Below are 20,731 nucleotides of genomic sequence, written 5' to 3'. Positions count from 1 at the left end.
CACGCGTGAGAGCGAGCAGATGAGCGAGCAGCAGGAATCCCACCCGAATCCCACCGGCGCCACCGTACGGGGAGCAGCCAACCGGCGCGGCCCGTTCCGCTCCGGCGAGCGCGTCCAACTCATGGACGAGACCGGGAAGATGACCACCATCACCCTGGTGGACGGAGGGGAACACCACACCCATCGCGGGGTGCTGGCACATGAGCTGTTGATCGGCCAACCCGAGGGCACGGTCGTGTCCAACACCTCGGGGATCCAGTACCAGGCGCTGCGGCCACTGCTCAAGGACTTCGTGCTGTCCATGCCCCGCGGAGCCGCGGTGGTCTACCCCAAGGACTCCGGGCAGATCGTGACCATGGCGGACGTCTTCCCGGGCGCCCGGGTCGTGGAGGCCGGGGTCGGTTCCGGCGCGCTGACCATCTCCCTGCTGCGCGCGGTGGGGGACGAAGGCCACGTCCACTCGTTCGAGCGCCGGGAGGAGTTCGCGGAGATCGCCCGGGGCAACATCGAGACCATGTTCGGCGGCCCGCACCCCGCGTGGGAACTGAGCCTCGGGGACCTCGCGGAGGAACTGGGCGCGCGGGAGGAGCCCGGGTCCGTGGACCGCGTGATCCTGGACATGCTCGCCCCGTGGGAGTGCCTCGACGCCGTGGCCACAACCCTCGCGCCCGGCGGCGTGGTGATCTGCTACGTGGCCACCGTGCCGCAGTTGTCCCGCGTGGCGGAGGCCATGCGCGCGGACGGCCGCTTCACCGAGCCCGAGGCCTCGGAGACCATGGTGCGCGGGTGGCATGTGGAGGGGCTCGCGGTGCGCCCGGACCACCGCATGGTCGCGCACACCGGGTTCCTGATCCAGTCCCGCCGACTCGTGGACGGCGCACCCAGGTTGGCTCCGAAGCGGCGCGCTTCCAAGAGCGAGTTCACGGAAGAGGATCTGCAGGCGTGGACTCCCGTGGCCCTGGGCGAGCGCGTGGTCTCGGACCGCAAGCTGCGCCGCGCGGGCCGCGATGCGGCGTCGTTGGCCGAGCACGCCGCGCGCGCCCAGCGGGAGATCGACGAGCAGGCCCGCGCGGACGAGGGTCAGGTGCGCGATGACTGAATCGGGCGGCACCGCGGGCCGTTCGGCCGCGGACATCACCCAGCGCCAGATCAACATGCTGCGGGACCAGAAGCGCAACCTGGACAAGCAGCTCGCGGCGGTGGGATCGCAGAACGAGAAGCTGGTGCGGTTGCTCAACGCGTCCCGCCAGGAGATCGTGACGCTCAAGAAGACCCTCGCGGCGGAGGCCGAGGCGCCCGCGACGTTCGCCGTGGTGCTGCAGGTCAACCACGGTCGCCAGCCCTTGGGGGAGGCCACCGGGGACGGTCCCGTGGTCACGGGCCCGTCGGTGGACGTGCTCTCCGCGGGACGGAAGATGCGCGTGGCCCTGAGCCCTCTCGTGTCGCTGAGTGCGTGCGAGCCCGGACTGGGGGTGCTGCTCAACGAGCACTACGTGGTGATCGCGGTGCTCGATTACGAGCGCACCGGGGAGGTGGCCACCGTCAAGGAGGTCATCGACCACGACCGCGTGCTCACCGTGGGCCGCTCGGACGAGGAACGCGTGCTGTTGCTCTCGGGTCGGTTGCGGCGTGAGCGCCCCAAGCCCGGGGACGCCCTGACCGTGGACCACCGCACGGGCTTCGCCCTGGAACCCGTGGAACGCACGGACGTGGAACAGCTCGTGCTCGAGGAAGTCCCGGAGGTCCGCTATACAGACATCGGAGGGCTGGGGCCTCAGATCGAGGCGATCCGCGACGCCGTGGAACTGCCCTACGTCCACCCGGACATCTACCGCGAACACGGTCTGCGCCCGCCCAAGGGCATCCTGCTCTACGGTCCCCCGGGCAACGGCAAGACGCTGATCGCCAAGGCTGTTGCGCGCTCGCTCGCCGAGCGCAGCGCGGCCAAGGCCGGGCGCGCGCGGCCCGAGGGCTACTTCCTCAATATCAAGGGCCCCGAGCTGCTCGACAAGTACGTGGGGGAGACCGAGCGCCAGATTCGCTCGATCTTCGCGAACGCGCGCGAGCAGGCGGCGCGCGGGATCCCCGTTGTGGTGTTCTTCGACGAGATGGACTCGCTGTTCCGCGTGCGCGGTTCGGGGCTGTCCTCGGACGTGGAGACCACAATCGTGCCACAGTTGCTCACGGAGATCGACGGCGTGGAGCAGCTCGACAACGTGATCGTGGTGGGCGCGACCAACCGCGAGGACATGATCGATCCCGCGGTGCTGCGCCCCGGTCGCCTGGACGTGAAGATCCGCATCGACCGCCCGGACGAGCAGGGCGCGCGGGAGATCTTCTCGCTGTACGTCACCGAGGACCTGCCCCTGCGTGAGGACGATGTCGCTCGCGCCGGCTCCCGCGCGCAGGCCGCCCGGGAGCTCGTGGACGCCGCGATCGGGCGCATGTACGCGCGCACCCCGGACACCGAGTTCCTCACGATCACGTACCGCGACGGCGGCCAGGAGACCCTGTACTTCGCGGACTACGCGTCCGGCGCGGTGATCCGCAACGTGGTGGACCGCGCCAAGAAGCAGGCCATCAAGACGCTGCTGACCACGGGCCGGCGGGGGATCACCTCGCAGCACCTCGTGGACGCGGTGAACCAGGAGTTCCACGAACAACAGGACCTGCCCAACACCGCGGACCCGGAGGACTGGGCCCGGTTGACCGGTCGGCGCGCGGACACCATCCAGGACGTCCGGATCGCGGTGGACCGCCCCGGGGTCTCCGGCACGCAGCGTCCGGACGGGGGCGCGGCATGACGGTACGGCGGATCATGGGCAGCGAGACCGAGTTCGGTGTGCTGGCCCAGGGTGAGCCGGGTGCGAACCCCACGGTGCTCTCGACCCGCGTGGTCACGGGGTACGCCGCGTGGGTCGCCCGACGGCTTCGGGAACAGGAGGCGGCACGCGGGGAACGGTCCGTGGGCTCGGCCGGGCCCACGCCATCGGACGACGACGCCGCGCAGCCCGGTTCCCCGGACACCCCGCTCGGCACAGGGTGGGACTACGGTTCCGAGAACCCGCTCGCGGATGCCCGGGGGTTCACCGTGGCCCGCGAGGACGCCCACCCGAGCCAGCTCACCGATGAGGCGCCGGTGCTCACCGCGGAGGAGATCGCCGCGGAGGCGATCAGCGAATCCGCGATGTACACGGAGGACCTCGACTGGCGCCGCGTGATCATGAACACCGTGATCCCCAACGGCGCGCGGGTCTACGTGGACCACTCCCACCCGGAGTACTCGTCCCCGGAGGTCACCACGCCCCTGGACGCGCTCACGTGGGACGCCGCGGGGGACGTGGTGGCCGCCCGCGCCGTGGAGTACCTCGCGGAGATTTCCGCGGGGACGGATGCCGCGCCGGTGAACCTCTACAAGAACAACACGGACAACAAGTCGGTGTCCTACGGCGCGCACGAGAACTACACCGTGGAACGCGCCGTGCCCTTCGAGCGGATCACCGCGGCCCTGCTGCCGTTCTTCGCGTCCCGGCAAATTATGTGTGGTGCAGGCCGTGTGGGCCTCGGGGTGGACGGTTCACATCCTGGGTTCCAACTGAGTCAGCGCGCCGACTTCTTCGAACGCACCGTGGGGCTCGAGACCACGATCCACCGCCCGATCGTGAACACGCGGGACGAACCCCACGCGGACGACACCCGCTACCGGCGCCTGCACGTGATCATCGGGGACGCCAACCTCTCCCACGTGGCCACGCTGCTCAAGTTCGGGACCACGTCCCTGGTGCTGAACCTCGTGGAACACGACCGGGCGCCGCGCCTCGAGCTCGAGGATCCCGTGGCCGCGCTGCAGGCCATCAGCCACGACCCGTCCCTGCGCACCACGGTGGCGCTCGCGAACGGTCGGGAGTTGACCGCGGTGGAGCTGCAGCGCGAGTACTACCGCGCAGCGTTGGCGCTGGAGACCGAGCTGGCCCCGAACGGGTTGGACGAGGACACCGCCCACGTGCTGCAGACCTGGGACGAGGTGCTCACGGACCTCGCCGAAGACCCCGCACGCTTGTCCGACCGGTTGGACTGGGCGGCCAAGTACGCGCTGCTCACCGCGTACCGCACACGCGACGGTCTCGCGTGGGACGATCCCCGGCTCGTGGCGATCGACCTGCAGTACGCGGACGTGCGCCCCGACAAGGGGCTCTACCACAAGCTCGCCGCCGCCGGACGGATCCGCACCCTCGTGGACCACGACCGGATCACCGCGGCCGCGGACCATCCGCCGACCGACACCCGCGCGTACTTCCGGGGCACCGCGGTGTCCCGGTACCCGCGGGACATGGCCGCGGTGGGCTGGGACACACTGACCGTGACGTTCCCCGGGATCCGCCGGGGAGCTCGGGTCAGGATGCCCGAACCTCACGACCTCACCCGGGACACGTGCGAGGACTGGTTCGACGCCCCGGACGTCGAGACCTGGATCGAGCGCGTGGCCGCGAACCGGCCCGCCCTCGTCACGGGCAGCGACATCGGCTGAACCGCCCGGTCGGGCGCAGCACACCCCATTCGAGAAGCCACAGGAGGACACCATGGCACAGGAACGCATCTTCCGCACCGGATCCCGCCGCGAGGAGGAACCGGACGCCCCGGCCCCCGCGACCCCGCCCGCCTCGGGCGCCGCACAGGCCCAGCGGGACACCCAGGGCACCGACGACCTGCTCGCGGAGATCGACGGCGTACTCGAGACCAACGCGGAGGCCTTCGTGAAGGGCTTCGTGCAGAAGGGCGGCCAGTAATACCGTGGAACGGCGGATCTACGGGATCGAGACCGAGTTCGGCCTGATCCACAGCGCACCGCAGGGCCGTCCCCTGGGTGCGGACGAGACGGCGCGGCGGCTGTTCGCACCGGTGCTCGCGTGGGGGCGGGCCTCCAACGTGTTCCTGCCTAACGGCGGGCGCCTGTACCTGGACGTGGGCTCCCACCCCGAGTACGCGACGGCCGAGGCCGCAACCCTGCACGACGTCGTCGCCCAGGACGCCGCCGGCGAACGGATCGTGGACGACCTGCGCGCTCAGCTGCAGGAAAGCCTGGACGCCGAGGGCGTGGGCGGCACGGTGCACCTGTTCAAGAACAACGCGGACTCCGCCGGCAACTCGTTCGGCTCGCACGAGAACTACATGATTGCCCGCCGCACGGAGTTCTCCCGGTTGGTCCAGCACCTGCTGCCGCTACTGGTGACGCGGCAGATCCTCGTGGGCGCGGGTCGGGTGCACCCGGACGGGCCGCCGCCCTTCGGCTCCCTGGCCCTGGGGGACGGGCGCCCCGGCTACTCGTTCTCCCAGCGGGCGGACCACGTGTGGGAGGGGTCGTCCTCGGCCACCACCCGCTCCCGCCCCATGATCAACACCCGGGACGAACCGCACGCGGACGCCGAGCGCTACCGCCGGCTGCACGTCATCACGGGCGACTCGTCCATGTCCCAGACCACCACGGCGCTGAAGATCGGCATCACGGACGCGGTGCTGCGCATGATCGAGGCGGGCCAGATCCTGCCGGACCGCACGCTCGCGGACCCGGCTGCCGCCCTGCGGCAGGTCTCCCACGACCTCACCGGTTTGGCACCGCTGGAGCTGGCCGCGGGGGGCTACCGCTCGGCGATCGAACTGCAGCGCGAGTACCTTGAGGAAGTCACCCGGTTCGTGCAGCGCCACGGCGCGCACCACGACCGCCTCGACTGGGTCGTCGGGCTGTGGGACCGTGGGCTGCGCGCCGTCGAGGAGCAGGACAGCTCGCTGGTGGACCGCGAGCTGGACTGGGCCATCAAGAAGAAGCTGCTGGACTCCTACGCGAGCACCCACGGGATGGACTGGTCCCACCCCCGCATGGCGCAGTTGGACCTCGCTTACCACGACACCTCCGTGCGCCACGGACTCTTCCATATGCTGGAGCGCCGCGGTGCCGTGGAGACGTTCGTGGCCCCGCAGGACGTCGAGCGCGCCGTCGTCGAAGGCCCTCCCACCCGGGCGCGGATGCGCGGGCGGTTCGTGGCCGCGGCCCACGACGCCGGGGTCAGCACCACCGTGGACTGGGTGCACCTGAAGCTCAACGGGGAGCACCAGCAGAGCACGGTCATGTGCAAGGACCCCTTCGCCACCACCCAGCCGGACGTCGAGGAGCTGATCGCAGAGATCACCTCCGGACGCGCCTGACCCCACCCGCCCGCAGTGTTCCGGGGACTCTCCCAGCCGCGGCCCACGCGGGTCCTCTACATTGGCCCCGAGCCAGCACCCCGATGACGAAAGGTCACCCCCTCGTGCGAAAGATCATCCCTGCCGGCACCGCCGCGCTCGCCCTGTCCCTGCTGCTGACCGGCTGCGGCGGGGGCTCGGGCTGGGACTCCGTGGAACTGTCCGCAGACCCCTCGCAGGGCACCGCGCCGTCGGTGTCCTTCAAGACCCCAATGAAGGTGGACGACGCGCAGACGAAGGTCCTGAAGGAAGGGGACGGTGAGGAGATCCACGCCGGCGACAGCATCATGCTGCAGGCGGCCCTGTACAAGGGCTCGGATGGTTCCTCGCTGGGGGACACCTACAGTCAGGGTGCCGGACAGGTGCTGACCGTCAACGACGAGCTCAAGGACTCCCTGCCGCAGATGTACGACGCCCTGACGAAGGCCAAGGAGGGGGAGATCATCGCGTACAGCTCTCCCAAGACAAGCGGCGCGGCCTCCGAGGGGGACGACTCCACCTCGGTGGAAGTCTACCAGGTGACCAAGAAGATCATGCCGTCGCTCAACGAGAAGATGAAGACCCCCTCCAAGGGCATGCCCAACGTTACGCAGGACGACAAGGGCACCCCCACGATCGCCAAGCCCTCCGGTAGCGAGCCCAAGGAGCTGAAGACGGACGTGCTGATCGAGGGGGACGGTGACACCGTCAAGGAGTCGGACACCGTGATCGCGAACTATGTGGGCGTGCGCTGGGCGGACGGGAAGTCCTTCGACTCCTCCTACGAGAAGGGCACCCCGGCCTCCTTCCCCCTCAACGGTGTGATCGCCGGCTGGAAGGAGGGTCTGAAGGGCCAGAAGGTGGGCTCGCGCGTGGAGCTGGTGATCCCCACCGACAAGGCCTACGGCACGGAGAAGGAGCTCGGCAAGGACTCCCAGTACCCCGCGGGCGCGCTCGTGTTCGTGGTGGACATCCTCGGCACCACACCCACCCCGAAGACGGAGACCGCGAGCCCGCAGGCCTCGGCGAGCACCACTCCCGGTGCGTCCACGGCACCGAGCGCGAGCCCGGAGTCCTCTGCGTCCGGCAAGTGAGACACGGCTACACTGTGTGCTCGGCACGGCCCCGCCCGGGGGCCCACGACGAAAGGTAGAGCCCGTGTCATTCGGAGAGCGCAAGCTTGATCGTTCCAAGCCGGAGATCGACTTCCCCCAGGACCCGGTTCCCACCGAGCTGCGGATTGTAGACGAGATCCAGGGCACCGGCCGGGAGGCGAAGGTCGGGGACACGGTCTCGTGCCACTACGTGGGTGTCACGTACTCGGGGGGCGAGGAGTTCGACGCCTCCTGGAACCGCGGTGAGCCGCTGGGCTTCACGGTGGGCGTGGGACAGGTCATCCAGGGCTGGGACCAGGGTCTGCTGGGCATGAAGGTGGGTGGTCGGCGTCGGCTGGAGATCCCCTCCGAGCTGGCGTACGGCTCGCGCGGCGCCGGCGCCGTGATCGGCCCGGACGAGTCCCTGATCTTCGTGGTGGACCTGCTCGACGTCCGCTGAATGGCGCCCTCCGCGGGGCCCTCGGCGCGCCGTTCCACCACGGCGTCCGCCGAGCGGCTCCTCAACCTGCTGATCGCCCTGCTCGACCGCGAGTCCGGGTACACCCGTGAGCAGCTGCGCGGGATCGTGCCCGGTTACGACCGCGCCGGGAACCAGGACGCGTTCGAGCGCATGTTCGAGCGCGACAAGGCGCACCTGCGCTCACTCGGGTACCCGGTGGAGGAGATCCCGGACGACGACCCCTGGGCCTCGGACGCGCAGCTCACCCCGCGCTACCGCGTGCCCCGGGGCTCGTACCGGCTGCCCCGGGTGCGGTTCAGTGCGGAGGAGTCCGCGGTGCTCGCCGTCGCGGCGGACGCGTGGAACGACGCTGCCCAGGACCGGCTCGCACGCCGCGCCCTCGACAAGCTCGAACCGGCGCTCAGCGGCGAGGCCGCGCCGGGCCGGGACCTGCAGCCCACCGTGGCCGTGGCGGACCCCGCCTTCGAGCCGCTGCTCTCGGCAGTGCTTGCGCACCGCACAGTGCGCTTCGACTACGTGGACCGCACCGGGGCATTCTCCCAGCGCACGGTGCAGCCGTGGGGTGTGGGCTCCCGCTACGGGGCCTGGTACCTCGCGGGCTGGGACACGGACCGGCGTGCACAGCGCACGTTCCGGCTCTCCCGCATCATCTCCGAGGTGGAGACCACGCGCGAGACGTTCGAGCCGCCCCGGGACTTTTCCATGGGCGGTCAGCTCGCGCGCATGGTCAGCCAGCCGCCGCAGCTGTGCGTGGTGGTCCATGTCCGCCAGGGCGCGGGCCAGCTGCTGCGCCGCATTGCCGCGCCGTCCGACTCGCCCGCGTGGCGGGCCCCCGAGGGCTACGACGCCGTGCAGCTCGCGGTGCACGACACCGAGTCCGCGGCGGAACACGTGTGCGCGGCGGGCCCGGACGCCCGGGTGCCCCGCGAACCCGTGCCCGGTATTCGGGGCGACGCCGCACAGGGCGGGAGCGCCCCGACGGCCGAGGGCGGGCCGTCGGCCGAACCCGATTCGACGAGCGACGACGCCCCGACCGCCGAGGACATCGCGACCCAGAACGCGGTCGCCGACGCCGTGGCCCGCAGACTCCGTGACGCGCGGGCCTTCCAGGCGCGGATGCCCGGCGTGGACGTGCGTTGGGGCAAGCAGCGCCGTCACGGCGCGGCCAAGGCCAGCACCGAACAGCACCTCGCGCGGCTGCTACACATCGTGCGCCACGTCTACGCCCATCAGGGCGCGGAACTCGAGGAGACGGCCCGGCATTTCGGGATCACGGACGCGGAACTTGTCAACGACCTGCAGACCCTGTTCGTGTGCGGGCGCCCGGGGCACATGCCGGACCAGCTCATCGACGCGTCCTGGGACGACGGCCACATCTACCTGGGCAACGCGCAGGAACTGTCCGAACCCGTGCGGTTGACCGTCCCCGAGGCCAGCGCGCTGCTCATGGGGTTGCAGACCCTGCAGGCCGTTCCGGGCGGTGACAGCAGGGTCGTGCGCTCGGCCATGCAGAAGGTCGCGACCGCCGCGGACGCGCTGCCGCTCGCGGACGCGCTTGCGGCACCGGACGCCGACGCCGCCGCGGAGCCCCGTGACAGCGCGCTCGTCACCCGCCTGCGGGACGCGATCAAGAACGGCCGGCGCGTGCGGTTGCAGTACCTCGTGGCCTCCCGGGACGAGGTCACGGAGCGGCATGTGGACCCCGTGCGGATGATCTTCTCGGACGGGCAGCAGTACGTGCGGGGCTGGTGCCTGCAGGCCAACGCGCCGCGCACGTTCCGCACCGACCGGATCGTGGGCTGCGAGGACGCGGGTGAGGCCGAGGTGCACCCGCGCATGGAATCGGAGGTGCGTTCGAGCATCCAACCGGCCAAGCGTCGTCCGGTCCAGGCTGTGGTCGTCACTGATCGGCGCGGGCGGTGGATCGTGGAGCACTACCACGCCAAGCGCTTCGTGGAGGTCTCCGTGCCCTCGGCACCGGGGGAGACAGAGGAATCCGACGCCGCGCCCCGGGAGGCGAACTCCCAGCCGATTCCCGGGTCCCGCGCACGCGCGGCGCGGGGGCCGCGTCCGCTGCCCGAGTACGTGGCCGCGGAGGTGGACTTCCCCACACTGGATGCACTGTCGTCCCTGGTCACACGGCATGCGGGACACGTGGGCGTGGTCTCACCGCCCGAGGCTGTGGCCGCCGTTGAACAGTGGTTGAACAGCAGCTGTCCCGAGCCCACCCCCGGGCGTCCGTAGCCGTCGACTGCCTATACTGGGGCCATGCTGTGGTGGATGTGGGTCGTGCTGTGGACCGTTCTGGTCCTGGGCGCCGCCGCGTTCATCGGGTGGGTGCTCTACCGGGTCGTGCGCACGCAGGTGTTGCCCGCGCTGGACGAGATCGAGCGAAGCGGTACCGATTTCGCCACCCGCTGGAACGCCGCGGCCCAGGGACACTCCACGCCGTTGCGCACACCCGCCCCGCCAGCCATGTTCACCCCGGTGGACGAGACCCGCGCCGCCTACCGTAGCGGCCGGGACCAACGACAAACAGCTCGGCTCATCCGCAGGATGCAGCGCAGGGACACCCTGGGGCAGCCCCAGAGGTATTCGGACGTGCGCCGGGCTGAACAGAAAGGACTCCGCCATGGGCCGCTTGTTTGACAGCCCCCTGACCCTCGTTTTGATCCTCGTGGTCATCCTGCTCCTCTTCGGTGCCCCCAAGCTGCCCGGGATGGCTCGTAGCCTGGGCCAGTCCCTGCGCATCTTCAAGTCCGAGGTCAAGGAGATGAAGCGCGACGACGATCCGAACGTGACCGTCAACGGCCAGCCGGTCGCCGATGGCCAGCCCGTCGCGGGCACCACCGCCGCGCAGTCGAGCACCCAGCCCTCGGTGCAACAGCCGGCCGCCGAGCAGTCCACCGTGATCACCCCGCAGCCGGGCCAGCCCGCGCCCACCGTGGACCAGAACCAGCGCCCCACCGCCTGATCCCGGCATCGTCCGTCGGGACCCGCGCGGGGCCGAGCCGCACGGCTCGGCCCCGTCGCATGCGGGTGAACGGCCCGTCAGAGAGGACAGGGACCCATGTCCACCACGGATTCCGGGAAGGCCCCCGGTTCCACTCGGCAACAGCGCCGGGAACGCCGTAGGAGCACGTCGCGGCGGCACAACCCGCAGGCCCAGATGGCGCTCAAGGAGCACCTGCGGGAACTGCGTAACCGCCTCATCAAGTCCGCCGTGGCCACCGTGCTGGGCGCGGTGCTCGGCTTCATGGCGTACGAGCCGTTCATGCAGTACATCACCGAGCCGCTGCAGCGCCTGGCCGAGTCCGGGCGCACCGCGACCATCAACTACTCCTCGGTGGGCGGGTCCTTCAACATCATGGTGGAGGTCGCCGTGGTGCTCGGGCTGATCTTCGCGTCGCCGGTGTGGCTGTACCAGTTGTGGGCGTTCATCACGCCGGCGCTGCACAAGAACGAACGCCGCTACGCCATGGCCTTCCTCGCCGCGGCGATCCCCTTGTTCTTGGGTGGGTGCGCCCTGGCCGTGACCGCGCTGCCCGCGGCCGTCTACGCGCTCACCGCGTTCACACCCGAGGGCGGGGCGAACTTCGTGGAGGCCGGGATCTACCTGCGCTTCTTCCTCCAGCTCATCCTGACCTTCGGCATCTCGTGCGTGGTCCCCGTGCTGCTCGTGGGTCTCAACGTGCTGGGCCTGCTGTCCGGGCGCACCGTGCTCAAGGCGTGGCGGATTGTGGTGGTGGTCGTGCTCGTGATCGCCGCGATGGCCGCGCCGGGTCCGGATCCCGTGACCATGCTCTACCTGGCCATCCCGCTGCTGGCGCTGTTCTTCGTGGCCGTGGGGCTGTGTCTGTACCTGGACCGGCGTCGTGCCAAGAAGCAGGCCCGGCAGGCCGCCGCGACCGGTGCGAACGCGGACCGGGGAACCTCGGCGGAAGCGCTGCGCTCGATGGGCAGCACCGCCCACGAAGACTGATCCGCCCCGATTCCCGGGGTGTCAGAGGCACCGCGTAGGGTGGAAGCATGTCTTCCCCCGCCGAACGGTACATTGCCGCGAAGGCTCGCGCGGCCCACGTGAGCACGGAGCTGTCGGCCTTCGAGAACACCGTGGACTTCGAACTGGACCCGTTCCAGACGCAGGGGTGCCGCGCTCTCGAGGAGGGCCGGGGAGTGCTCGTGGCCGCCCCCACGGGCGCGGGAAAGACCGTGGTGGGGGAGTTCGCGATCCACCTCGCACTGACCCGGGGTAAGAAGGCCTTCTACACCACGCCCATCAAGGCGTTGAGCAATCAGAAGTTCCACGAGTTCTCGCGCCGCTGGGGCTCGGACCGTGTGGGTCTGCTCACGGGTGATACGTCCGTGAACTCGGAAGCGGACGTGGTCGTGATGACCACCGAGGTGCTGCGCAACATGCTCTACGCGGGCTCGTCCACCCTGGCGAACCTGGGGTTCGTGATCATGGACGAGGTGCACTACCTCGCGGACCGCTTCCGCGGTGCGGTGTGGGAAGAGGTCATCATCCACCTGCCCGAGCACGTCCAGCTCGCCTCCCTGTCCGCGACCGTCTCCAACGCCGAGGAATTCGGTGCGTGGCTCGATGACGTCCGCGGCAGCACGGACGTGGTGGTCTCCGAACACCGTCCGGTCCCGCTGTGGCAGCACGTCCAGGTGGGGCCGCAGCTGCTGGACCTGTTCGTGGACGACACCACGGTCGAGGAGGCCGCGCAGCGCCACTCGGACAAACACCGGGACGAACCGGAGGTCAACCCCGAGCTGCTGCGGTTGTTCCGCGCCCAGCATCCCCGCGGGGGTCGGTCGGGTGGGCGCGGACCCGGTCACCGCAATCGCCGTCGTCACGGCGGTCGCCACCAGGAGCCCCGCACCGGGCGGCAGGAGCGGATCTCCCGCCCCCAGCTGTTGCGCCGGCTCGATGCCGAGGCCCTGCTGCCCGCCATCACCTTCATCTTCTCCCGCGCCGGGTGCGACGCCGCCGTGGCACAGTGCGTGGCCGCGGACCTGTGGCTCACCACGCCGCAGGAGCAGCGCACCCTGCGCGCGTTCGCGGCGGAAGCCACCGCGCACATGTCCACCTCGGACCTCGCGGCACTGAACTACGAGGACTGGTACCAGGGCCTCATCCGGGGGATCTCCGCCCACCACGCGGGCATGCTGCCCGTGTTCAAGGAAGTGGTCGAGCAGCTGTTCTCGGAGGGGCTCATCAAAGCCGTGTTCGCCACGGAGACCCTGGCGCTCGGGATCAACATGCCGGCCCGTTCCGTGGTGCTCGAACGCCTCGACAAGTTCAACGGTGAGGCTCGCGTGGACATCACCCCGGGGGAGTACACCCAGCTCACGGGGCGCGCGGGCCGGCGCGGGATCGACGTCGAGGGCCACGCCGTGGTGCTGTGGCGGGACGGGATGAACCCCCAGGCCGTCGCGGGACTCGCGTCCACGCGCACGTACCCGCTGAACTCGAGCTTCCGGCCCACATACAACATGTCCACCAACCTCATCGCGCGCTACGGGGCCAAACGCTCCCGGTCCATCCTGGAGACCTCGTTCGCGCAGTTCCAGGCGGACCGCTCGGTCGTGGGCCTGGCCAAACGGGTGCGCTCCCAGGAGAAGACCCTCGAGGGCTACCGGGACGCCATGACGTGCCACCTGGGCGACTTCACCGAGTACGCTGCGCTCCGCCGTGAGCTCACGGCGGAGGAGAAGTCCGCGAGCAAGTCCCGCTCGGCGCGTCAACGTAACGACGCCGCGGTGGCCCTGCAGGACCTGCTGCCCGGGGACGTGATCGAGATCCCTCAGGGCCGCAACGCCGGGTGGGCCGTGGTGCTGCGCGAGGACGCGCACCCCTTCGACCCGCGCCCCCACATTCTCACGGTGGACGGCAAACTGCGCCGGGTGGGTGTCAACGACCTGGACGGTTCCCTGGAACCCGAATCCCGGATCCGGATCCCCAAGCACTTCTCGGGGAAGTCCCCCCAGGAACGCAAGGACCTCGCCGCGACCGTGCGGGCCGCGTTGCGCGAGCACCGTCCCGCGCGCACCCGCTCGGGCGGTCACGCGATCCGCTTCGACCGGGGGACCTCCGCGCGCGATCACCGGATCGAGGACCTGCGCCGACGGTTGCGTTCGCACCCGTGTCATGGTTGTTCGGACCGCGAACAACACGCCCGCTGGGCGGAGCGCGCGTGGAAGCTCGAGAAGGACACCCAGGCACTACGTAAGCAGATCGCCGGGCGCACCGGGAGCATCGCCGCGACCTTCGACCGCGTGTGCGCGGTGCTCACGCACTTCGAGTATCTCAGCCCGGACGAATCCGGCCACCTGCAGCCCACCGCGGCGGGCGAACAGTTGCGCCGGCTCTACGGTGAGCGGGACCTGCTCCTCGCACTGTGCTTGCGGGACGGCTTCCTGGACGGACTGGACGCCCCCGGACTTGCCGGTGTCATGACCGCACTCGTCTACCAGCCCCGGCGCGAGGACCAGGGCGCGCGTCCCAAGATGCCCACGGCCCACATGGAGGAATCCGTCCAGATCCTGCTCCACAACTGGTCGGTGCTCTCCGCGCGCGAGGCCGAGCACCGATTGCCGCTCACGGCCGCCCCCGAGCTGGGGCTCGCGGACGCCATGTACCGCTGGGCCCGGGGCGCCACTCTGACCCGGACGCTCACCGGCACCGACCTGGCCGCGGGGGATTTCGTGCGCTGGGCCAAACAGACCGTGGACGTCCTGGACCAGTTGCGCGGCGTGGAAGGGCTCGATCCCGAGCTGCGCGAGACCGCGCACCGGGCCATCGAAGCCGTGCGCCGCGGCGTCGTCGAGTACAGCGTCTTCGACCAGTAAGACAATGCCGGGCGCGGGGGTTCCGCCCGCCCGGTCGGAGGGAATCACGTGAAGTCAGAACAACAAGCCGTGCGGGTGTGGATCAACGGATCGGTGTACTCGCCCGCTGACCCGTTCGCCACCGCCATCCTCCTGGACGGCGCGACCGTGGCGTGGGTCGGTTCCGACGACGCCGCCCGGGCCATGGCCGACGCGGACGTCACCCCGGGAGACCTGCGGGCCGCGGTGGTCACCCCCGCGTTCGTCGCCCACCACCGAGTGGTCGGGTCCGGGCAGCTTCCGCGCGCCGAGCACGGCTACGGAGCCGTGGAACTGGTGAGCTCGGACCCCGACGCGCTCGACGCCGCGACGCGGGAGGTCCGCGCGGACGGGCTGCATGCCCTGCCGATCCTGGTGCGCCGCGCGCGGGACACCGACGAGCTCGACCCCTCGGCACTGCCGTCGCCCGCCCTGGGGTTCGACGCCGCTGCGTTCGGTGATCCCGCTGCTCTGGCCGATGCCGCGCGGGAACACCTCGTGGTATGCACGCGAGTGGGGCTGCAAGCGGTGCTCGTTCTGCCCCCGTCCGGGGACGGCGCGTCGGAGAGTGGCTCGTTCGGGGACGACCCGTCCGGAAGCCGACTGTCCGGGAACGAGTTGTCCGGGAGCGACGCCTCCGGCAACGACCGCCCCGAGGACGATCCGGACAAGACCGCGGGGGAGGACGAGGCGTCGACGGAAGATGCGTCGTCGTCAGGGGATCCCCGCGTTGACGCGTTGCTGGACGCCGCGGACGCCGCCGCGGAGGAACTCGGCGGCCGGGCGTTCCATGCGCGGGGGCACCGGATCGTGGGAGTCGAACAGTTGTCCGAGGCCCAGTGCGAACGCCTGGCCGATCTGGCGGTCACCGTCTCGTGCGTGCCCGGACGGGCGCCGCTGCGGGACCTGTCCCGTGCCGGTGTGCCCGTGACGCTCATGACCGACGACCCCAATCCGTGGACCGCCGTCAAGGCGGCCCTCGAGGCACCCGACGAGCACCTGCGCACCTCCGCGCGCGCTGCGTTCCTGGCTCTGACCCGCGGGGTGTGGCGCGCTCACCGCGGGGGCACACCCCTCGCGGGGCAGCTCGCACCGGGCGCGGAGGCCACGCTCGCGGTGTGGGACGCCGAATCCGTCATGGTGCAACAGGCCCAGGGCACGGGTGCGTCATGGAGCACGGACCCGCGGGCGCGCACGCCCGTCCTGCCCGCGCTCGACGATTCCCGCTTGCCGCGGTGCGAGGCCACCGTGGTGGCCGGGACGCTCGCGAGCGGCGCGGAACCGCGCCCATGACGTCGCGTTTTCATCTTGGTCCTGATCGCCCCTGACGTTAGACTGAGTTCTTACTGCCGGGTGGGTTCATCCGTCCTTAGAAAACAGCGCGCGCCCTTCGGGCCGCTCTGGTCCGAAGGCGGATGGGCCCGCCCAGTGGTCTGTCCGGGCTCGGGTGCCCGGCTACCAGCGGCATGAAAGGACGCCCGGTGCGAGTTCTCACCATCATCCCCACGTACAACGAACGTGAATCGTTGCCCACGGTCATCAAGCGGCTGCGCGCCGCCGTGCCGGACGCCCACGTGCTGGTCGCCGACGACAACAGCCCGGACGGTACCGGTGACATGGCCGATGCCATGGCCGAGCAGGACGGCAACATCCACGTCCTGCACCGACCCGCCAAGGAGGGCCTGGGGCCCGCGTATCTGGCCGGTTTCGCGTGGGGTCTCGAGCGCGACTACGACGTCCTCGTGGAGATGGACGCGGACTGCTCCCACCAGCCCGAGCAGTTGCCGTTGCTGCTCGACGCCGTGGAGCAGGGCGCGGACATGGCCATCGGTTCGCGCTACGTCCCGGGTGGGCGCACCGAGAACTGGCCGCTGCAGCGACAGCTGATCTCGCGCGGTGGCAACATCTACTCGCGTGTCCTGCTGGGCACGTCCATCCACGACATCACGGGTGGCTTCCGCGCCTACCGGGACACCACGCTACGGGCCCTGGACCTGGACTCGGTCCGCTCGCGCGGCTACTGCTTCCAGATCGACCTCGCGTGGCGCGCCGAGCGCCTGGGGCTGAAGATCGTGGAGGTGCCCATCACGTTCGTCGAACGCGAGGAGGGTGCGTCCAAGATGAGCAACGACGTCACCGTGGAGGCCGCCACGAGCGTGGCCAAGTGGGGCCTCACGGCCCGTGCGCGCACGCTCGCCGGGAAGCTGGGCCTGGGCCGCTGACCGGCCGCTGCTCCGTGCCCGGCCGGCTCGCGGGTCGGTTCGAGCCGCCGCGCCGGCATCGCCTCGCGCATACCTACTATTCGTCCAACGGAACGACCCCCGCCCATCGGGCGGGGGTCGTTCCGTTGGTGTGTCGGCGGTCGATCATCGACCGCGCGAAGGGATCAGAGAGCGTGCTGCTCCTTGTAGAACGCCAGCCGCTGCTCGAGGGTCTGCTCGAGTTCCTCTATGCTGCGCCGCTCCAGGAGCATGTCCCAGTGGGAGCGCTGGTGCTTCTCGTTGGGGTTCTCGGGCTTCTCACCGTTGACCAGGATAGCTTCCTGGCCGGTCTTGGTGGTCCACACCGGGGGGATCTCCGCCTCCGCCGCGAACATCACGGACACGGACTCGCCCTCCGCGGTGCGGTATTCCACGCGCTGACGCGGCGCCGGCTCCACCCCGGCCTCGGTTTCCATGGACTGGGAGCCCAGGCGCATCCCTCGTAGGCTGCGATCACTCACGCGACGATCCTTCCCGACGTACGTTCTCGTGGGCCGCGCGACGACGACGCTGCGGTGCGTTCACACCGGGCGTCCCGTCCTCGCGGGCCCACTCTTCGTTCCCCAGCGTAACGGGGAGTCAGCGGGATTCATTCCCCGGATCGGTCTCGGGGGCCTCCGGGCGGGCGTGCCGGGGCAACGAGCCGGACTCGGCATCCGTCCCGGTGGTGCCGGCGGTCGTGGGTTCCGAGTCCGTGACCGGCAGGTTGACCTCGTCCACGTGGGGATCGGCGGCCTCCTGGGCGATCGGGGACGTGTAGGGCGAATCCGGCATCTCGAACTCGCTCGGGTCCGTCAAGGTGAGGTCCGGTTCCAGGTCCTTCTCGGTGACCTTGACGGTCTCGTGCTCCACGATGGGGGCGCTCTCCGGCAGGTCCGGTGCAGCGGGGGCCTCGTCCTCGTACTCGTCGTCCTCGGGGCCGTCCGACGCGCCGGGGTTGAGGTAGGAACCCACACCGCGCAGCGCGGTGCTCAGCTCGGCGGGGATCATCCACACCTTGTTGGCCGTGCCCTCGGCGACCTTGGGCAGAGTCTGGATGTACTGGTACGCCAACAGCTTCTGGGTGGGGCGGGCGCGGTGGATCGAGTCGAATACCTTAGCGATGGCCTGCGCCTCACCGTCCGCGCGCAGGATCGCGGCCTTCGCGTCACCCTCCGCGGAGAGCACGGCGGCCTGACGTTCACCCTCGGCGGTGAGGATCTGGGACTGCTTCTCGCCCTCGGCGGTGAGGATCGCGGCGCGGCGGTCACGCTCGGCGCGCATCTGCTTCTCCATGGAGTCCTGGATGGACGGCGGGGGAGTGATCTCCTTGATGTCCACGCGGGAGATCCGGATGCCCCAGCGCCCGGTCGTGGAATCCAGTACGCCGCGCAGCTCCGCGTTGATCTTGTCGCGGGAGGTCAAGGTCTCCTCGAGGTTCAACCCACCCACCACGTTACGCAGCGTGGCGCTCGTGAGCTCGTCCACGGCCTGGATGTAATTGGTGATCTCGTACGTGGCGGCGCGGGGATCAGTGACCTGGAAGTAGACCACGGTGTCGATGCCCACGACCAGGTTGTCCTCGGTGATCACGGACTGGGCGGGGAACGGCACGACCTGTTCGCGCAGGTCGATCAGTGGCAGCAACCGGTCGATGAAGGGGATGAGGAAGTGCAGCCCGGGATTGAGGGTGGACTGGTACTTGCCCAGTCGCTCCACGATGCCCGCGCGCGACTGCGGGACGATCCGCACCGCTTTGATAAGGGTGATGACCGCGGCGAGCACCACCACGGCCAACAGGACGACGATGACGATGGACATGGGGTCCTTTCGGTGGGGGTTCGGCGGTGCGCCGGGGCGCTCGTCCGGGGTCAGGGTCGGACGCCGCGCCCGGGGTCGGTGTGCGTGGGCACCGGGGCCACGTCCGCGACGACCGCGGTGGCCCCCTCGATGCGGTGGACGTAGGCGGTGCTACCCTCGGGCAGGGCGGCGGCCGTGGCGGTGCGGGCGGTCCAGATGTCACCCTCCAGGCGCACCAGGCCGCTGTGCTGGCTCACGGGCTCCAGTGCCATGCACCGCAGCCCGATGAGGCGATCGGTGTTGGAGCGGGTCGTGGGCGTGGACCTGTTGAGACGTCGCAGGGCGATCGGGCGGATCAAGAAGATCAGCAGCACCGACACCAGCGCGAACATCACCACCTGCGCGGTGAAACTGTCCACGACCAGGCTCACGCCGGCGGTGACCAGGGCGGCGAGCGACATCATGAGAAAGAGGAAGTCCAGGGTGAGCATCTCGATGGCTGCGAGCACCAGCATCACGATCAGCCACAGGATCCAGGGATTGTTGACCAGTGCGTCCCACACGGTGCGGCTCCGTCCTCGTCCGGTGTCATCGGTTCTCGGATGCCCCGGTGCGAGCCCGGGGATCCATCTCACGTGGTCCAGCCCATTGTGCCCTACGACACCGACGTGATCCCGCAGGCCCCACGCCAGTGCCGCTGGTAATCACATGCCGCGGCGCTCCCGCGGCAACGGCGCGCCGGTTTCCCCGTGAGAGAAACGTGCGGGAAATCAGTGGCGCGTCACTATGTGGGTCGTAATATGGGTCACGAAGCCAGACCACACACCCATTGCGGGTGCGGCGGCCTACGGCGCACAAACCGTGCGCCGGCAGCAGAGACTTACTGAGGAGTTTATGCGATGACCACGTTCGACGTGAATGCAATTCTGTCCAGCACGGCCTACGGTTCCGACGGTGACAAGATCGGCAAGGTCGAGCAGGTCTTCCTGGACGACAACTCGGGCGAGCCGACGTTCCTGACCGTCAACACCGGTCTGTTCGGCGCCAAGGAGAACTTCGTTCCTGTGAAGGGCGCTCGTCAGGACGGCGACCGTGTGGTCCTGCCCTACACCAAGGACGTCATCAAGGACGCTCCGAAGGTCGACGCCGACCAGCACCTCTCCCCGGCCGAGGAAGAGGAGCTGTACCGCTACTACGAGCTGAACTACGATGACGGCCGTACCGCGGGCACCGATCGTGATCGCACCACCGCTGCCGCTGGTACCGCGGGTGTCGCCGGCACCGCCGCCGCCGACCGCGGCGTCACCGACCGCGATGTTGCCGATCGTGACCGCGACGCCGTGGCCCAGGACCGCCGCGATGTCGCCGCGACCGCCGGTGACGAGGCCTCCGTGGTCCGCCACGAGGAGCGCCTCAACGTGGGCACGCAGGAGCGCGAGGCCGGCCACGCCCGCCTGCGCAAGTACGTCGTGACCGACCACGACACCGTGGACGTCCCCGTCGAGCGCGAAGAGGTCACCGTCGAGCGCACGCCGATCAACGACACGAACGCTCGCGTGGACAACGGCACCATTGGTGAGGAAGAGGTGGACGTGACCCTGCACGAGGAGCGTCCCGTCGTCCAGAAGGAAGCCGTGGCCGTGGAAGAGGTCGGGCTGAACAAGCAGACCGTCCAGGAGACCCAGCGCGTCGAGGCCGACGTCCGCAAGGAACAGGTCGATGTCGAGACCGACGTCGATCGTGGTGACCTCGGCCGTGACGGCGAGGCTCCCCGCCGCTGATCCGCGGCGCGCGGCTGACGCCGTGTGAGCACTGACGGTTGTACCCCGGGTTCCGGCCCGGGGTACAGCCATGTCCGGGTACAACCGCGCCGGGGCACGCCCGCGTCCGCGCACCGCGCTGTCGTGGAGGCGGCCGGCTCGGTCGGAGAGGTGCGGTCCGCACGGACGCGGCCCCGCAGCGGCGTCGTGCCCGTCTTCGTGGCGGCGGGGCCGGGGCGGTAGCATCGATGAGGTCGTCGG

Annotated in this window: 18 protein-coding genes; 15 read left to right on the top strand and 3 right to left on the bottom strand. The window is 70.1% G+C overall.

The window, feature by feature from the left end; translation table 11 throughout:
- Window positions 1-19 precede the first annotated feature (19 nt).
- The 14 genes from J1M36_RS00670 (at window position 20) to J1M36_RS00605 (ending at window position 16,892) form a co-directional block, all read left to right on the top strand.
- The gene (locus J1M36_RS00670; protein ID WP_206478305.1) at window positions 20-1,099 is read left to right on the top strand and encodes a tRNA (adenine-N1)-methyltransferase; all 1,080 of its coding nucleotides are present in this window, start codon (window positions 20-22) and stop codon (window positions 1,097-1,099) included.
- Entirely contained in the window at window positions 1,092-2,804 is a 1,713-nt protein-coding gene (gene arc / locus J1M36_RS00665; protein WP_064846986.1) for a proteasome ATPase, read from the top strand. The genes J1M36_RS00670 and arc overlap by 8 nt, the downstream gene beginning before the upstream one ends.
- Window positions 2,801-4,528, top strand: a complete 1,728-nt coding sequence (gene dop / locus J1M36_RS00660) for a depupylase/deamidase Dop (RefSeq protein ID WP_206478304.1) — start codon at window positions 2,801-2,803, stop codon at window positions 4,526-4,528. The genes arc and dop overlap by 4 nt, the downstream gene beginning before the upstream one ends.
- Window positions 4,529-4,580: 52 nt before the next feature.
- Window positions 4,581-4,787 (top strand): ubiquitin-like protein Pup, encoded by a 207-nt coding sequence (locus tag J1M36_RS00655; RefSeq protein WP_098055493.1) that lies wholly within the window; start codon window positions 4,581-4,583, stop codon window positions 4,785-4,787.
- A 4-nt stretch (window positions 4,788-4,791) separates the two neighbouring features.
- Window positions 4,792-6,201, top strand: a complete 1,410-nt coding sequence (pafA, locus tag J1M36_RS00650; protein WP_206478302.1) for a Pup--protein ligase — start codon at window positions 4,792-4,794, stop codon at window positions 6,199-6,201.
- A gap of 104 nt (window positions 6,202-6,305) precedes the next feature.
- Entirely contained in the window at window positions 6,306-7,313 is a 1,008-nt protein-coding gene (locus J1M36_RS00645; protein WP_206478300.1) for an FKBP-type peptidyl-prolyl cis-trans isomerase, read from the top strand.
- A gap of 64 nt (window positions 7,314-7,377) precedes the next feature.
- On the top strand, window positions 7,378-7,773 hold the full coding sequence (locus J1M36_RS00640; RefSeq protein WP_144996777.1) for an FKBP-type peptidyl-prolyl cis-trans isomerase: 396 nt from the start codon (window positions 7,378-7,380) through the stop codon (window positions 7,771-7,773).
- The gene (locus J1M36_RS00635) at window positions 7,774-10,038 is read left to right on the top strand and encodes a WYL domain-containing protein (protein ID WP_206478298.1); all 2,265 of its coding nucleotides are present in this window, start codon (window positions 7,774-7,776) and stop codon (window positions 10,036-10,038) included. It abuts the gene before it with no gap.
- A 24-nt stretch (window positions 10,039-10,062) separates the two neighbouring features.
- The gene (locus J1M36_RS00630; RefSeq protein WP_035961557.1) at window positions 10,063-10,443 is read left to right on the top strand and encodes a hypothetical protein; all 381 of its coding nucleotides are present in this window, start codon (window positions 10,063-10,065) and stop codon (window positions 10,441-10,443) included.
- Window positions 10,427-10,768, top strand: coding sequence for a Sec-independent protein translocase subunit TatA (gene tatA / locus J1M36_RS00625; protein ID WP_206478297.1), 342 nt, complete (start codon window positions 10,427-10,429; stop codon window positions 10,766-10,768). Before J1M36_RS00630 ends, tatA begins: the two co-directional genes overlap by 17 nt.
- 195 nt (window positions 10,769-10,963) lie before the next feature.
- Complete coding sequence (tatC, locus tag J1M36_RS00620) at window positions 10,964-11,776, top strand: twin-arginine translocase subunit TatC (RefSeq protein WP_206478558.1); 813 nt, start codon at window positions 10,964-10,966, stop codon at window positions 11,774-11,776.
- A gap of 47 nt (window positions 11,777-11,823) precedes the next feature.
- The gene (locus tag J1M36_RS00615; protein ID WP_206478296.1) at window positions 11,824-14,652 is read left to right on the top strand and encodes a DEAD/DEAH box helicase; all 2,829 of its coding nucleotides are present in this window, start codon (window positions 11,824-11,826) and stop codon (window positions 14,650-14,652) included.
- A 48-nt stretch (window positions 14,653-14,700) separates the two neighbouring features.
- On the top strand, window positions 14,701-15,963 hold the full coding sequence (locus tag J1M36_RS00610) for a hypothetical protein (protein ID WP_206478294.1): 1,263 nt from the start codon (window positions 14,701-14,703) through the stop codon (window positions 15,961-15,963).
- Between the two features lie 188 nt (window positions 15,964-16,151).
- Window positions 16,152-16,892: a polyprenol monophosphomannose synthase gene (locus J1M36_RS00605; protein ID WP_064846996.1), complete on the top strand. Its 741-nt coding sequence runs from the start codon at window positions 16,152-16,154 to the stop codon at window positions 16,890-16,892.
- Between the two features lie 164 nt (window positions 16,893-17,056).
- Here the strand turns inward: J1M36_RS00605 and J1M36_RS00600 are convergent, their stop codons facing one another.
- The 3 genes from J1M36_RS00600 to J1M36_RS00590 all read right to left on the bottom strand — a co-directional run bounded on the left by J1M36_RS00600 (window position 17,057) and on the right by J1M36_RS00590 (window position 19,273).
- Window positions 17,057-17,392: an RNA polymerase-binding protein RbpA gene (locus J1M36_RS00600; RefSeq protein WP_085105991.1), complete on the bottom strand. Its 336-nt coding sequence runs from the start codon at window positions 17,390-17,392 to the stop codon at window positions 17,057-17,059.
- Window positions 17,393-17,510: 118 nt separating this feature from the next.
- A complete protein-coding gene (locus J1M36_RS00595) occupies window positions 17,511-18,731 on the bottom strand; it encodes an SPFH domain-containing protein (RefSeq protein ID WP_206478292.1) in 1,221 nt (406 codons plus the stop codon).
- 50 nt (window positions 18,732-18,781) lie between these two features.
- Complete coding sequence (locus J1M36_RS00590; protein WP_085105993.1) at window positions 18,782-19,273, bottom strand: NfeD family protein; 492 nt, start codon at window positions 19,271-19,273, stop codon at window positions 18,782-18,784.
- A gap of 336 nt (window positions 19,274-19,609) precedes the next feature.
- On the opposite strand from J1M36_RS00590, the gene J1M36_RS00585 reads away from it, so the two are divergent.
- A complete protein-coding gene (locus J1M36_RS00585) occupies window positions 19,610-20,491 on the top strand; it encodes a PRC and DUF2382 domain-containing protein (protein ID WP_206478290.1) in 882 nt (293 codons plus the stop codon).
- The last annotated feature ends 240 nt before the right edge of the window (window positions 20,492-20,731 follow it).

This window comes from Kocuria sp. KRD140, from assembly GCF_017168375.1.
GTDB classification, from domain to species: Bacteria; Actinomycetota; Actinomycetes; order Actinomycetales; family Micrococcaceae; genus Kocuria; species Kocuria marina.
Note: the sequence above shows the minus strand (reverse complement) of the source record. Positions and strands in the feature narration are given on the sequence as shown.